The following is a 13,499-nucleotide window of genomic DNA, read 5'->3' on the forward strand; positions in this document are numbered from 1 at the left end:
TCTGATGTGCCTGGCGTATCGGACAAAAAAGGCGACTCATATCCTGCGAACACGCCCTTCAAATCCCCGCCCGCGCTACCGGCCCCTTCAGCAACGGCCCGATCGCCTGCTCGATGCAGTGGACGAAATATTCCGCCGGCCGCGTCAGTTGCGATTCCTGCGGTGACAGCAGATACAACTGCAACGGCGGCGGCGCGACCGGTAGTGCGAGGCGCACGAAGCTCTGCCCGAGCGCGGTCTCTTCGAGCGAATGCGTGGTCCAGGCGAAAATCGCGTCGGTGCTGATCGTCAGGCTGTAAAACAGCGCGTACGACGTGCAGCGCGTGATTCGCCGCGGCGGCGTGAGCCCGGCACATTCGAACATCGCGCGGATGAAGCCCGGGTAGTTGTCTGTCACGTCGGTATGAATCCACTCGGCTTCCTGCACCGCCTCGAGCGAAGCCGCCTCCGCATAGGGACTCTGCGCGCGCGTCACGAACACGGTCTCGAACGAGACCATCTGTTTCACACTCCCCAGATCGCTCACCGGCCGCGCGAATGCGGCGAACGCCAGATCCAGCGTGCGATTGCGTAGTTGCTCGTGCAACTGGTTGAAACCCAGCTCGCGAAATTCGAGCGTCACCGTCGGCCAGCGTTTGCGAAATTCCACGAAAGCCTCGGTGAGTCCCGTCGTGCCGACAATCGGCGTGATGCCGATCACCAGGTTGCCGTCGCGCAACCCTTTCAGATGCGCCATATCCTCTTCGGCGCGTTCCATCTCGCGCACCACGGTGCGCGCCCGGCTCACCAGCGCCGCGCCCTCGGCGGTCGGCACGACGCCCCACGGGTTGCGCTCCAGCAGGCGTACGCCGAACTCCGTCTCCAGTTCCCGCACCGCCTTCGTGATGGCTGGCTGCGTCACATACAACGCCTTCGCCGCGCCATTGATGCTGCCAGTCGAAGCAATCGCTACCAGCGCGCGCAAATGATGAATTTTCATGATGCGGAATATAGCACTGGCGGTTATGCGCATCAAAATTTGTGCTTATTTGTTTTCGGGCCCGATCTTTACGCTCTGCTTCGACGGTTGCGAAACGACGGCCGACTTAATCGGAGCACAACGAATGACGCAGTCTTTTCCCCAGCTTCTCGCCGAACTGCGCGAGACCGAGCACGAATTCATTTCGATTCGCCACGACATCCACGCGCATCCCGAACTCGGCTTCGCTGAAACGCGCACCGCCGAGCTGGTCGCGCGGAAGCTCGCCGAATGGGGCTATGACGTGACGACGGGTATCGGCGGCACGGGTGTGGTTGGCCAATTGCGGCGCGGCATGTCGAACCGCACGATCGGCCTGCGCGCCGACATGGACGCGCTGCCGATTCAGGAAGCGACCGGCCTGCCGTACGCGAGCACCGTCGCGCAGACCATGCACGCGTGTGGGCACGACGGCCACACCGCGATCCTGCTGGCCGCCGCCCACCGCCTCGCGACCCGGGGCGAATTCGACGGCACGTTGAACGTGATCTTCCAGCCCGCGGAAGAAGGTCTGGGCGGCGCCTCGAAGATGATCGCGGATGGTCTCTTCACGCGCTTTCCCTGCGACCAGGTGTTCGCGCTGCACAACGCGCCTGGCCTGCCGGTCGGTCATTTCGCGCTGCGCCACGGCTGCATGATGGCTTCGTCCGACTCGGTGACGATCACCGTGACCGGCAAGGGCACACATGGCGCGATGCCGCAGTTGGGCTGTGACCCGATCGTCGCGGCGGCCAACATCGTGCTGGCCTTGCAATCGATCGTCGCGCGCAACATCGAGCCGACCCGCGCGGCCGTGGTGACGGTCGGTGCGATCCACGCCGGCACCGCACCGAACGTGATCCCCGAAACGGCGACGCTGAAACTCTCGGTGCGCGCGCTCGATTCGGAAACGCGCGACAAGGTCGAAGCGCGGATCCGCAGCATCGCCCAATTGCAGGCACAAACCTACGGTGCCACGGCTGTTGTCGACTACCGGCAGATATCGCGCCCCCTCGTCAATCATCGCGGCGCGGCCGACCTCGCGATCGAAACCATCGAAGCCCTCGCGGGCCCGCAGGGTTACACGCTGATGCCCGATGCGGTGATGGGCAGCGAAGACTTCTCGTGGATGACCGAAGCGGTGCCGGGCTGCTACGTGGTGCTCGGCAACGGTGTCGACTCGACCGGCGGTTGCGCGGTCCACAACCCGGAATACGACTTCAACGACGCGGCGATCAGCTGGGGTGCTGCTTACTTCGTCGGACTCGCCGAGCGCTATCTGAGCGCGGCCTGATCGGGTTGCCGGGTTTCGATCCTGTGGCCACGGCGCCGGGCCCTTTTGCCGTTCCTTTTTGCACGTCATTTCCAGACATCAATCCATCAAACGCACGCGAGGAGTAGGGAGACCCATGAAGAAATGCATCGCAATGAGCGCGGCACTGTTGACGCTCGGGATTGGCACGGCGCACGCCGAGCCGTATCAGGTGACCTTGCTGGCCGCGTTGCCGGAGTTCAACGGCAGCCTGCGCGAGGGCGTGGCGCTGTACGGGTCGGTCGATATGGGCATCAACTATCAGACCGTGGGCGGCAAGTCACTGGTGCAGACGCAGAGCGGCGGTGAATGGACCTCGAAACTCGGCTTCTTCGGACGGGAAGATCTGGGCGGCGGTTTGCGCGCCGAATTCAACCTCGAAAGCGGCTTTCTCGCCAATAGCGGCGCCATGCAGGACAGCACCTCGTTCTTCAATCGCGAAGCGTGGGTGGGGCTGAACTCGTCGACGTATGGACGCGTGCGCTTCGGCAAGCAGATCGGCACGGGCTTGCCGCTCTTCGTCGACGTGTTCGGCACGGTGGGCACCAACTCCGCCTACACATGGCTCGGCACCGCCGTCGTGCAGACGCCGAAGGGCTTCGGCTACAACAGCGACCTCGGCGCGGGCGCGACGCAACTGGCCGCGCGGGTGAACAACGCGATCACGTATCTGTCGCCGAGCTTTGCGGGCTTCAGCACGGAACTGATGTACGCGCCGAGCAATGTGGCCGGCCAGTCGCCGACCGCGGCGGCACAGGGCGCGCTGCTGCAGTGGTATGACGGCACGACTTACGTGACGGGCACCTACAACCAGGTGTGGGGCGCAACCGGGGCAAGCGGTACGAGCACCGTGCGCAACGACCTGTACGGCCTCGGTGTGGTGTATGACACCGGTAAGATCGTGCTGTCCGGCGCGTTCAACCAGTACGCGCCGAAGCTCGCCAATGACGGCATCGCGCGCGTCTATACGCTCGGCACGATCTGGCCGGTCGGGCGCAATGCATTCCGCGCGTCTGTCGTGTATCGCGATACGTCCGGCGTGCACGACACGGCAAAGAATCCCGCGAAGGATTCGGCCTTTGGCGTGATGTTCGGCTACGACTACACCCTCTCCAAACGCACGGGACTCTATGCGCGGGCCGGTTTCATTCGCAACTACGGCATTTCCACCGTACTGCTGAACAATAATCCGCTGCCGACGCAAACCGGTAGTACCGCACCGGAACTCGGCACGACGCCGGTCACGGTGTCGCTGGGCATGTATCACAACTTCTAGGCGGGAGTTTCCCCATGAATGCAATCCAACACCAGGCTAGTGCAGTCGTGACCGATGCGACCGACGCGACCGACGCGACCAACCCGACAGAGCCGCGCACATTGCGCCGGACTATCTTCGCCGCGGCGCTCGGCAACGGACTGGAGTTCTTCGACTTCACGGTCTATAGCTTCTTCGCTGCGCTGATCGGCAAGCTGTTCTTTCCGGCCGGCAGCGAGGCCGGCGCGCTGATGATGTCGCTCGCAACCTTCGGCGTCGGCTTCGTCGTGCGGCCGCTCGGCAGCATCGTGATCGGCGCGTATGCCGACCGCGTGGGCCGTAAGCAGGCCCTCGTGCTCACCGTATCGCTGATGGCGCTCGGCACCGGCATGATCGGCCTCGCACCGACTTACGCGACGATCGGTCTGGCGGCGCCGGCGATCATCGTGCTGGGCCGTTTGCTGCAAGGTTTTTCGGCGGGTGGAGAAGTGGGCGCGGCGACCACCTTGCTGATGGAGTCCGGAAGCGTGGGGCGGCGCGGTTCGCTGGTGAGCTGGCAGATGGCCTCGCAGGGCGGCGCGGCGCTGGTCGGCGCGCTGGTGGCGGTGACGCTCTCACGCAGCCTGTCGCACGAGGCATTGCTTGCCTGGGGATGGCGCGTGCCGTTTCTACTCGGGCTGTTGATCGGGCCGCTCGGCTTCTATCTGCGCAAACATCTGGACGAGACCTTGCCGGCGGCGCATGCCGCGAAAGCGGCTTCGCCGAAGCCTCGCCTGGAATGGCGGCAGATCGTGGCGGGCACGATGCTGGTGATAGGCGGCACCTCGTCGATGTACGTGATCGTGTTTTTCCTGCCATCGTTCCTGACGATGACGACCGGCATGCCCGCCGCGGTGTCGCTGCTGGCCGGTTGCACGGCGGGTCTCGTACTACTGATCGGTTCGCCGTTCGCCGGCCGTCTCGCGGACCGCATGGCGCGTCGCAAGACATTGCTGTACGCGGTGTCGGTGGTGTCGCTGATGGTGCTGCTGCCGGCATTTCACGCGATCAAAACCTGGCCGTCGATCTACACGGTGGTGCTTGTCGTATTCGTGCTGATCGGCTTGATGACGCTGTCGAGTCCAGCGGGTTTCGTGCTGATTCTCGAAGCGTTCAAACCGGAAGTGCGGGCGACCTCGCTCGGCATCATCTACGCGTTGGGCGTGACGATTTTCGGCGGTTTCGCGCAGTTGATCGTTAGCGCGTTGTGGCGCATGTCCGGTAGTTTCTACGCGCCGGCATGGTACGTCCTGGCGTGCGGACTGGTGAGTTTCGTGGGCGTGGTGCTGTTCAAGGAAGCGAAGTAGGGCCGCACTTTCATGGCGCGGGCGGTGCGGTTTGGGCAGTTGGTCCAGTCGACGCGTTTTTCCACGCCTCTTCGCCGGCATAGCCGGGAATGTCCTTGGCGGCGGTGGCAATGGTCTCGTCGAGCCAGTAGAAGCGGTCGTCTAATTGCCTCGTCGCGAAGATGAAAGTTGGCGTGTATATGGCGTAACCGATTTGTAGGCGAGCAAAGGTTTGCGCGTTATATCGCTTGGTGTTGAACGCGTTTTTTGGTGCAATTTGCTGAATTTCAGGGGTATTTTCATGCGTCGGCGTGCCGTCTGACAGTAACGGCGTTGTAATGCGCCGCAACAGTGTTTTGCGTTTTCCCTCATTCATTTCGCACGGCAATCGCTTAAACTTGCGGTAACAATTTGTTACGGGGTGCAAGATGTTGGCCGTGTTCATCATCGCCTGTCCGATCTGTATCGCCGCGTTATTTGGTTTCGCGCGACACGTGGATCCGCTCACAGGGCAGTTCAAGCGCTAAGTCAAAGTGGGGCGGCAACAGCGGCGGGTTCGGAGCCATTGCCGCTTGTAGTCATTTTCTCTTGCCGATCAAAGCCTCAAACCTTGCCTTTGAGTGCGGAGTCACGGCACGATGCGCGATAACCTAAGTTCGGGGCACGATCGCGTATGCGGGATTTTCTGGCAAACATCACTACGCGCTTTAGCGTATTGAAAGGCGTACTTCCTTTGAGCCGTGCCGCGGCGGCGCGCGATGCGCTGGCCGGCGTGCAACTGGCGTCGATGGATATTCCACAGGTGCTCGGCTACGCACGCATTGCCGGCATGCCTGCTGTCACGGGTCTTTACACCGTCTTTCTGCCGCTCATTGCGTTCGCCTTCTTTGGCGCATCGCGGCACCTCGTAGTCGCTGCCGACTCTGCCACCGCCACCATTTTCGCCAGCCGGCTATCGACCATGGCACCGGCTTCGAGCGCCGAATATGCGGCGCTCGCCGGGATGGTCGCCTTGCTCACGGCCGTACTCCTGTTTATCGCGCGGATTTTCAAGCTCGGTTTTCTCGCTGACTTTCTTTCGCGCACGGTGCTGGTCGGTTTTCTCGCCGGCGTCGGCGTGCAGGTCGGCATCGCCATGCTGGGCGATATGTTCGGCGTACCGGGACATGCCGCTAGCAGCATCGGTCAACTCGCGCTCGTGGTACGCGAGTCGGCGCAGATCAATCTGCCGACGCTCGCCATCTCGGCGCTGGTAGTGGTCGCCATTCTGGTTTTCAAGCGTTTTTTGCCGCGTCTACCGGTCCCGTTGATCGCGGTCGTGGCGGGCATTGCCGCAAGCGATATTTACGGTTTCGCGGCGCACGGTATTTCCGTGCTGGGGCCAGTGGCAGGCGGACTGCCGCCACTGCGCATGCCGTCCGTCACGTGGCAGCAGATACTCGATCTGCTGCCTGTCGCCGCCTCCTGCTTCGTGATGATCGTCGCGCAAAGCGCTGCCGCGAGCCGCGTATTCGCCGAGCGTTATCACGAAACTGTCGATACCAATGCCGATCTGCTGGGTATCGCCGCTGCCAATGCGGTGGCGGCGTTTTCAGGCGCCTTCGTGGTGAACGGCAGTCCGACGCAAACCGCTATGGCCGATCGCGCCGGTACGCGCAGCCAGTTCGCACAGGTTGTTTTCGCACTGGTGGTGGTCGTGGTGCTGCTGTTTTTCAGCCGGTTTTTGCAGTACCTGCCACACTGCATTCTGGCCAGCATCGTGTTTACGATCGCCATTGGCCTTGTCAATCTGAAGACGCTGTTCTCGATCCGCCGCGAAAGTCCCGGTGAATTCACGCTGGCCGTGTTTACCGCGGCCGCCGTGGTGTTGATCGGTGTCGAGCACGGCATTCTGGTGGCCGTGGCCTTGTCGCTGCTGCGGCATGTGCGGCACAGCTACCGGCCGCACACCATGATTCTCGCGCCCGGTGATGACGGCAACTGGGTGCCGGTGCCGGCCGCGCCCGGACTCCAGACAGCGCCGGGGCTGATCGTCTATCGCTTCGGCGCCGATCTGTTCTACGCGAACGACCACTTTTTCGTCGACGACACGCGCCGCCTGATCGATCATGCGCCGAGCGCGGTCCGCTGGTTCGTGATCGACGCGAGCGCGATTACCGACCTCGATTATTCGGCGGCGCGTTCAGTCGGCGAATTGTGCGAGACGCTGAAGCGCAGCGGCATCGAGGTGATTTTCGCGCGGGTGAACCGTTATTTGCGCTCGGATATGGACCGGCATGGGATCACACCGATCGTCGAGACACGCTGCATTTTCAGCACCTTGCACGAGGCGCTGCGTGCTGCGGGCGTGGAGCAGCCTGGCCGGCACGTGAAAGAGGCGACATAGGGCCTGTTTGCCGGAGCGCGTGGCAATGCGTTAGCCTTGCGGCTCGTGCGGTTCCCGCTGCTCGTCATCGGCAAAGAAGTGGCCGATAAAAAAGCATGCGCCGGCGAGCAGGACGCCAAGCACGGCCACCGTATAAGCGAGCGCGCTACCGTGCCAAAGACCGTCGAACCACTGATGAAGCTGCGCCATCAGCACCGCCGCGTTCCCGCCGATGCGCTGCAATTCGATCTGATAGCGCGGGTCCGCGATCGCGTACATGGAGACGGCACTGTCTGGCGCTGGAGCCGTTGCATAGATGATCGCCGCAGCGATCAGCGTGGCGAGCACCACCACGGTGCCCGCCAGATAAAACCGCTTTTGAAATGGCGAGTGCTTCGCTGCCGGATTCAGGTCGTTGCTACCGCTCATCGTGTTTGCTTGTCCGCTCGAGTCATAAGAGCGACAGTATCGCAGAGGGGGCGCGTACCGAAGGCGCGGCTAGCTTTTCGAAGTCAGCAGCTTGATCCCGGCAATGCCGAACAAGATCGCGAGCGACCCGTCCAGCCAGCGACGGATCGCGACATAGATACGCCGTGCGGACGCGGTTGAAAACAGTACGGCGTAGCTGCTGAATACGGATACGCCGATGCACATGCAGCCGAGCACCACCGGCGCGGTGTGCGACGTGCCGCCTGCCGGCGACATGGCCAGCGAGACAATTGAGAGCCACACCAGGATCGCTTTTGGATTGGTGAGATGCAGCAGCAGGCCGCGCAAATAGAGCCGTTTGAGCGGTTCGCCTTCGCGTGCGGTATTCGTGGGCAGCTTTTCCGCGCTGAATGCGGACCGCGCGGATTTGAAGCCGAGCCACAGCAAATAAAGTCCGCCGGCAATCTTGACCGCCACCAGGCATTCCGAATAAGTGGCGAGTACCGCCGACAAACCCAGCGACGCCAGCAACGCCCAGAAGAACGAACCGGATACCACGCCGAGCGCGAAGGTCAACGCGGATTTCCTGCCGGCACTCATGGCAAGCGACATGATCGCGAGATTGCTCGGCCCGGGGCTCGCCGTGCCGACGAAGTAGGCGCTATAGGCGATCAGGACATCGGCGGTGAGGAATGTACTGGCGGTCATGGGCTGATAAACCTGGGTGGCAGGAAAGCCGTGCCGCTCGTCGCGGCACAGGCGAATCGCGTGGATCTGTGCGTGAACAACAATTCTGCTCGCCCGCGTGCAAATCTCACAGATACAGTTGATGGCCTGTGCGACAGCACAATCGTGCGTTTGCCGGCTAGGCGAGGTCATGCCGTCAGGGTTGACCAGCCTTCCTGCTGCTCGAAGCCGGCACGCCTTAGCGATTCACCAACTTCGCCGGAATGAACAGCAGAATCAGCACGGCGGATAAAGTCAGCGTGCAGGCCGTCAGCACGAGCCCGGACGCCAGCGTATGCGTGTACCCCTTGAGCCAGCCGATCACGGTTGGACTGATGAAGCCTGCCAGGTTGCCGGTGCAATTGATCAGCGCGATTCCCGCCGCCGCGCCGCTGCCGCCGAGAAAGGCGGTTGGCAGCGCCCAGAACATCGGCAGCGCGGTGACGACGCCGGAAACGGCCAGCGTGAGGCCGATCATCGACAGCAGCGAACTGTCGCCGTTGATCGCGCACAGGCTGAAGCCGCTCGCCGCCACCAGCGCGGGCACGACGATATGCCAGCGCCGCTCGCGCGTACGGTCCGCGTGACGGCCCACCGTGATCATCGAAATGAGCGCCACCGAGTAGGGAATCATCGTCAGCAAGCCGATCATCAACGGATCGTCGATACCCGTGCCGCGAATGATGGTGGGCTGCCAGAACCCGATCGCGTACGACCCCATGACTACGCCGAACAGGACGAGGCACAACAGCCAGACGCGTGCCGAGCCGAATACCGCGCGTACCGAACCATGCGTGCGCACGACGGCGTCGGCGTCGATTTCGTCCTGAATCAGGCGCTTTTCTTCGCTGCTGAGCCATGTCGCATCGGCCACACGATCGTCGAGGCAACGATAGATGACGAAGCCGAGCACGATCGAGGGCAACGCTTCAACAATGAACAACCACTGCCATCCTTCGAGACCCCACGTACCGTTGAAGGCGTGCATCAGATAGCCGGATAGCGGGCCGCCGAGCAAACCGGAAACCGGAATGCCGGCCATCAGCAGCGCGGTCATCTTGCCGCGCCGGTGCGAGGGAAACCAGTAGGTCAGGTACAGGATCATGCCGGGAAAGAATCCCGCTTCGGCGACGCCGAGCAGAAAGCGCACCACGTAGAACATCAATGGCGTGTGGACCCAGGCGGTAACCATCGACAGCAGCGCCCACGTAATCATGATGCGGGCGATCCAGCGACGCGCGCCGAAGCGATGCAGCAGCAGGTTGCTCGGCACTTCGAACAGAAAGTAGCCGATGAAGAAAAGACCTGCGCCAAGGCCATAAGCCGTTTCGCTGAAATGCAGGCTGCTGAGCATTTGCAGCTTCGCAAAGCCGACGTTGACGCGATCCAGATAAGCGACCACGTAGCCGACGAACAGCAGCGGCATGAAGCGCCACGCGACGCGCCGGAAAAGTTGATCGGCCGGGTTCGCATCGGCGGTGGCAGAGTAGGACGTTTGAGTGAGCAAGGCTTGTCTCCTGGCCCGCCGTGCTGGTTGTTTTGAATGCCGGGGCGGGCGAACGGTGTGAGAGTGTACGGGCAGGCGAGCCGCGTTTCCATGGCTAGGCGGGGCTGGTCTCCTGAAAGTTGGCTGCGAGCGTTGAAGCGTCTTCGATTTCGAATCCGATCCGCGCGAGCGCCTGCTGGAGTTCGTGCAGTTGCGCGCCGTCGAGTTCGATCAGTGGTGGGCGCATCGTGGCCCATTGCGGGTCGCCCGATTGCCATGCGATCGCGGCCTTCATAGCGGCGATGATCGGATAACGCTGGAATATCGCGCGCGTGTCATTGAGCCGTTGCTGCTGGTCGGCGGCATCTGTCTCGTGCCATGTCTGCGCAAGACGCACGATGGCGGCCGCATTGACGTTGCCGGTCGCCGTAATGCAACCGGCACCGCCGTTCTGCAGGGTCGACAGCAGCAGCGTTTCAGTGCCGGCGAATACATCAAAACCGGTGTTCTGGAATGCCTTCAGAAGCGCAGCGGTGTGATGCCAGTCGCCGGAACTGTCCTTGATGCCGGCGACTACGCCCGGATAGCGCTTGAGCAAGCGCTCGATCAACTCGAAACTGATTCCCACCTGGGCGACCGGCGGGATGTGATACAGATAGACGCGCAGGCGCGTATCGGCCACCGCTTCGATGACTTCGGCAAAGCCACGAAACAGGCCTTCGTCGCTCACGCCTTTGTAGAAAAACGGCGGCAGCATCAGTACGCCGGGGCAACCGCTTGTCACTGCATGGCGCGTGAGTTCGATCGCATCGGGCAGCGCGCAGGCACCCGTGCCCGGCATCATTTGGGCGGACGGCAAGCCGGCGTCGAGCAAAGCGTCGAGTAGCGCGCGCTTTTCGCTGACTGTCAGCGAGTTCGCTTCCGAGTTTGTGCCGAATACGGCGAGCCCCACGCCCTGGCGCAACAGCCAGCGGCAATGTTTGACGAAACGGGCGGGCGAGGGTGAGCCGTCGGCGTTGAACGGCGTGAGTACGGGCGACAGGACGCCGCGTAAGCCGGGCGTGGGCGTGCTCATGGGAATGTCTCCTTCGGTGTCCATGCAGGTCGCGTCCCTGAATAGCTGGCAATGCCCGGCATGCCGGTGCGAAGCATTCAGGTGCCGACGCAGTATTGCGTGACCGTGAACAGCGAAGAAGCGCGAGCCGCTTGCTTCAATCGTTAATTATTTTTGTGTCTCGCCGGGTGAGGCACTCAATGTCTGTGCCGCCTTCAGGAACGCGTGGACGAGCCGCATGCGCGCCGACGAGCGACCCCACAATAAGCCGACTACACGCTTCGGAAACGTGTGTGGCAACGACCATTTCGCGAGCGACAGCCCGGAGAAGCGCGTCATCAGCCAGTCCGGCACCAGCGACACGCCGAGCCCACGGTCCACCATCACCGCGATGGCATCGAGCCCGTCGAGCTCGCAGCGCTGATGCGGCTGGATACCGTGCTGACGCAAATACCCATCGGCCAGTTGCCCGCCAACCACATTGCGGTCGTAGCGCACGAACGGTTCGCGTCGCAGCACCGCATGCGGATCGTCGACCTGCATCGACGCGGGCGTCAGCAGCACCAGCGGCTCTTCACGAAACGTGTGCCAGTCGCAGCTTTTCGGCAGATCGAAGAGCGGTTGAACCAGCATTGCCGCATCGAGATCGCCGCTCACTACCTTGCGGTAGAGGTCGACCGAATTGCCCGGCTCCAGATAGATATCGATCTGCGGATGCTGTGCGAGCAGCCCGGCCAGCGCGTCGGGAATCAGGCTCGTCATCATGGTGGGCGTGCCGCCCAGCCGCAACTGACCCGCGAGTACCGATTCGTCGTTGAGGTCGGACTTCAGGTCGCGAATATCGTGCAGCACCGTGCGCGCGCGTTCCAGAATGCGTTCGCCCGCCTCGGTTGTGCCGACTGTGCGGCCCGAACGGCGCACCAGCTTCGCACCGAGTTCCTGTTCGAGCATCTTCACGCGCTGCGCGACCGCAGCGGGCGTCAGATCGAGCCTGCGCGCGGCTTCGGCGATCGATCCGAGTTCGACCACATAGACAAAGCTCTGCAGATAGCGCGAGTCCATCGAATAGAATTTTTATCTTTTGAAGAAGCCAAAGGATACTGTTTTTGACGCCCCGCGGCTATCACACTTCGATCTCACCGAACGCGCATCAGACGCGGACGGCCTGTGAAAAATGGAGGAGTGTGGAAATGCCAAGGATTGAATCGGTGTCGGTTTGCGCGGCGGATGTACCGCTTGATCGCGTGACCTCGTTTGCAACGCGCACGGTTTCGTCGCGTCACTATGGTCTGGTGAAAGTGCGCTCGACCGACGGCGTGGAAGGGATCGGCTTCTGTTATGTCGGCAGTGCGGGTGGCGAACTGCTGCGCGTGGCCGTCGAGCAATTGCTGGCGCCGGTGTTGATCGGCAAGGACTCGTATGCGGTCGAGGGGCTCTGGCAGGCGATGTATCAGGAGGCGTTGCTGCATGGCCGGGCCGGCACGGTAATGCGCGCAATCAGTATTCTCGATACGGCGTTGTGGGACCTGAATGCGCGTACCCATAACGTGCCGCTGCACAAGTACCTCGGTGCGGTCGAACTCGAGACCGTGCCCGCGTATGCGAGCGGTGGCTACTATCTCGACGGCAAGTCCCCGGGCATGCTCGGCGAAGAAATGGCGAGCTACGTCGAGATGGGTTTCAAGGCCGTGAAGATGAAGGGCGGCCGCCTTTCACCGCGCGAAGAAGAAGCGCGCGTGCGCGCCGCGCGCGAAGCCGTCGGCCCGGATGTCGAACTGATGATCGACATCAACAACGGTTGGACCGACACAACCCAGGCTTTGCAGCATCTACGGCGGATCGAGCAATACGATCCGTACTTCGTCGAAGAACCTTTTTCTCCTGATGATATCGACAACCACGCGCGCCTCGCCAGGCTGACGCGCGTGCCGGTCGCGACCGGCGAAATCGGCTATGGCCGCTGGTATCACAAAGAACTGCTCGACAAAGGCGGCGCGGCGATTCTGCAGGCCGACGCGGTGGTGTGCGGGGGCATCAGCGAATGGCGGCGGATTGCGGCAACTGCCGCGAGCTATGGCGTGGTGATGTGTCCGCACTGGTTCCATGACGTGCATGCGCCGTTGGTTGCGGCCACACCTAACGCTCGCTATGTCGAGTACTTCTGGGACGACCAGGTGCTCAATTTCCGTCGTCTGATCGATCGTCAGCTCGGCCACAGGAACGGGCGCATCGTATTGCATCAGACGCCAGGCCTCGGCTTCGATTTCGACGAGCGTGAGGTCGCGAAGTACGGCAAGTGGACGGTGATTGCCCAGGCGTGACGCAGGCTCTTTGCATGACGCCAGTCTGAGCGTAAGGTATTAGCATTGCGCTATAAATTCTAAAGGCATGTTTCACGGCATTACAGCGAGACATGCTTTAGCAATTCCATTAAAAGAGCGTATCTCGCTCTCATCAAACGTTTGCGCATCATCAACCCCCATGCGCTCGAAGCGTCGTCTATCCTTACATTAGCCTTCCTGACAATTTAGCCATTTTGGCGCCATGCAG

Annotated in this window: 12 protein-coding genes; 5 read left to right on the forward strand and 7 right to left on the reverse strand. The window is 62.1% G+C overall.

Annotated elements, in window-relative coordinates:
- Positions 1–58: 58 nt before the first annotated feature.
- The gene (locus PQQ52_RS05285; RefSeq protein WP_408207521.1) at positions 59–979 is read right to left on the reverse strand and encodes a LysR family transcriptional regulator; all 921 of its coding nucleotides are present in this window, start codon (positions 977–979) and stop codon (positions 59–61) included.
- 124 nt (positions 980–1,103) lie between these two features.
- Here PQQ52_RS05285 and PQQ52_RS05290 point away from each other — a divergent pair, with 124 nt between their 5' ends.
- From PQQ52_RS05290 to PQQ52_RS05300, 3 genes are all read left to right on the forward strand, one after another.
- Positions 1,104–2,291, forward strand: a complete 1,188-nt coding sequence (locus PQQ52_RS05290) for a M20 aminoacylase family protein (RefSeq protein ID WP_408207523.1) — start codon at positions 1,104–1,106, stop codon at positions 2,289–2,291.
- A gap of 115 nt (positions 2,292–2,406) precedes the next feature.
- Positions 2,407–3,585 carry a porin gene (locus PQQ52_RS05295; RefSeq protein WP_408207525.1) on the forward strand — a complete coding sequence of 393 codons (1,179 nt, stop codon included), beginning with the start codon at positions 2,407–2,409 and terminating at the stop codon, positions 3,583–3,585.
- A 14-nt stretch (positions 3,586–3,599) separates the two neighbouring features.
- The gene (locus PQQ52_RS05300; RefSeq protein WP_408207527.1) at positions 3,600–4,910 is read left to right on the forward strand and encodes an MFS transporter; all 1,311 of its coding nucleotides are present in this window, start codon (positions 3,600–3,602) and stop codon (positions 4,908–4,910) included.
- Between the two features lie 10 nt (positions 4,911–4,920).
- Here PQQ52_RS05300 and PQQ52_RS05305 read toward each other — a convergent pair whose 3' ends face one another.
- Complete coding sequence (locus PQQ52_RS05305) at positions 4,921–5,337, reverse strand: hypothetical protein (protein ID WP_408207529.1); 417 nt, start codon at positions 5,335–5,337, stop codon at positions 4,921–4,923.
- 225 nt (positions 5,338–5,562) lie between these two features.
- Here PQQ52_RS05305 and PQQ52_RS05310 point away from each other — a divergent pair, with 225 nt between their 5' ends.
- Positions 5,563–7,275 carry a SulP family inorganic anion transporter gene (locus tag PQQ52_RS05310; RefSeq protein WP_408207531.1) on the forward strand — a complete coding sequence of 571 codons (1,713 nt, stop codon included), beginning with the start codon at positions 5,563–5,565 and terminating at the stop codon, positions 7,273–7,275.
- A 30-nt stretch (positions 7,276–7,305) separates the two neighbouring features.
- Here the strand turns inward: PQQ52_RS05310 and PQQ52_RS05315 are convergent, their stop codons facing one another.
- From PQQ52_RS05315 to PQQ52_RS05335, 5 genes are all read right to left on the reverse strand, one after another.
- Positions 7,306–7,683: a hypothetical protein gene (locus tag PQQ52_RS05315; RefSeq protein ID WP_408207533.1), complete on the reverse strand. Its 378-nt coding sequence runs from the start codon at positions 7,681–7,683 to the stop codon at positions 7,306–7,308.
- A gap of 69 nt (positions 7,684–7,752) precedes the next feature.
- On the reverse strand, positions 7,753–8,391 hold the full coding sequence (locus tag PQQ52_RS05320) for a LysE family translocator (RefSeq protein WP_408207535.1): 639 nt from the start codon (positions 8,389–8,391) through the stop codon (positions 7,753–7,755).
- 217 nt (positions 8,392–8,608) lie between these two features.
- Positions 8,609–9,916 (reverse strand): MFS transporter, encoded by a 1,308-nt coding sequence (locus PQQ52_RS05325; protein WP_408207537.1) that lies wholly within the window; start codon positions 9,914–9,916, stop codon positions 8,609–8,611.
- A 94-nt stretch (positions 9,917–10,010) separates the two neighbouring features.
- Entirely contained in the window at positions 10,011–10,970 is a 960-nt protein-coding gene (locus PQQ52_RS05330; RefSeq protein ID WP_408207539.1) for a dihydrodipicolinate synthase family protein, read from the reverse strand.
- A 147-nt stretch (positions 10,971–11,117) separates the two neighbouring features.
- The gene (locus PQQ52_RS05335) at positions 11,118–12,011 is read right to left on the reverse strand and encodes a LysR family transcriptional regulator (RefSeq protein WP_408207541.1); all 894 of its coding nucleotides are present in this window, start codon (positions 12,009–12,011) and stop codon (positions 11,118–11,120) included.
- Positions 12,012–12,139: 128 nt separating this feature from the next.
- On the opposite strand from PQQ52_RS05335, the gene PQQ52_RS05340 reads away from it, so the two are divergent.
- Complete coding sequence (locus PQQ52_RS05340) at positions 12,140–13,270, forward strand: mandelate racemase/muconate lactonizing enzyme family protein (RefSeq protein WP_408207543.1); 1,131 nt, start codon at positions 12,140–12,142, stop codon at positions 13,268–13,270.
- Positions 13,271–13,499: the final 229 nt, after the last annotated feature.

The organism is Paraburkholderia sediminicola (assembly GCF_046030555.1).
In the GTDB taxonomy this organism is placed as follows: domain Bacteria; phylum Pseudomonadota; class Gammaproteobacteria; order Burkholderiales; family Burkholderiaceae; genus Paraburkholderia; species Paraburkholderia sediminicola_E.

Excerpts from the sequence above, each read along its gene's own strand:
- PQQ52_RS05285 (WP_408207521.1), bottom strand. The coding sequence starts at position 979 with ATGAAAATTCATCATTTGCGCGCGCTGGTAGCGATTGCTTCGACTGGC.
- PQQ52_RS05290 (WP_408207523.1), top strand. The coding sequence starts at position 1,104 with ATGACGCAGTCTTTTCCCCAGCTTCTCGCCGAACTGCGCGAGACCGAG.
- PQQ52_RS05295 (WP_408207525.1), top strand. The coding sequence starts at position 2,407 with ATGAAGAAATGCATCGCAATGAGCGCGGCACTGTTGACGCTCGGGATT.
- PQQ52_RS05300 (WP_408207527.1), top strand. The coding sequence starts at position 3,600 with ATGAATGCAATCCAACACCAGGCTAGTGCAGTCGTGACCGATGCGACC.
- PQQ52_RS05305 (WP_408207529.1), bottom strand. The coding sequence starts at position 5,337 with ATGATGAACACGGCCAACATCTTGCACCCCGTAACAAATTGTTACCGC.
- PQQ52_RS05310 (WP_408207531.1), top strand. The coding sequence starts at position 5,563 with ATGCGGGATTTTCTGGCAAACATCACTACGCGCTTTAGCGTATTGAAA.
- PQQ52_RS05315 (WP_408207533.1), bottom strand. The coding sequence starts at position 7,683 with ATGAGCGGTAGCAACGACCTGAATCCGGCAGCGAAGCACTCGCCATTT.
- PQQ52_RS05320 (WP_408207535.1), bottom strand. The coding sequence starts at position 8,391 with ATGACCGCCAGTACATTCCTCACCGCCGATGTCCTGATCGCCTATAGC.
- PQQ52_RS05330 (WP_408207539.1), bottom strand. The coding sequence starts at position 10,970 with ATGAGCACGCCCACGCCCGGCTTACGCGGCGTCCTGTCGCCCGTACTC.
- PQQ52_RS05335 (WP_408207541.1), bottom strand. The coding sequence starts at position 12,011 with ATGGACTCGCGCTATCTGCAGAGCTTTGTCTATGTGGTCGAACTCGGA.
- PQQ52_RS05340 (WP_408207543.1), top strand. The coding sequence starts at position 12,140 with ATGCCAAGGATTGAATCGGTGTCGGTTTGCGCGGCGGATGTACCGCTT.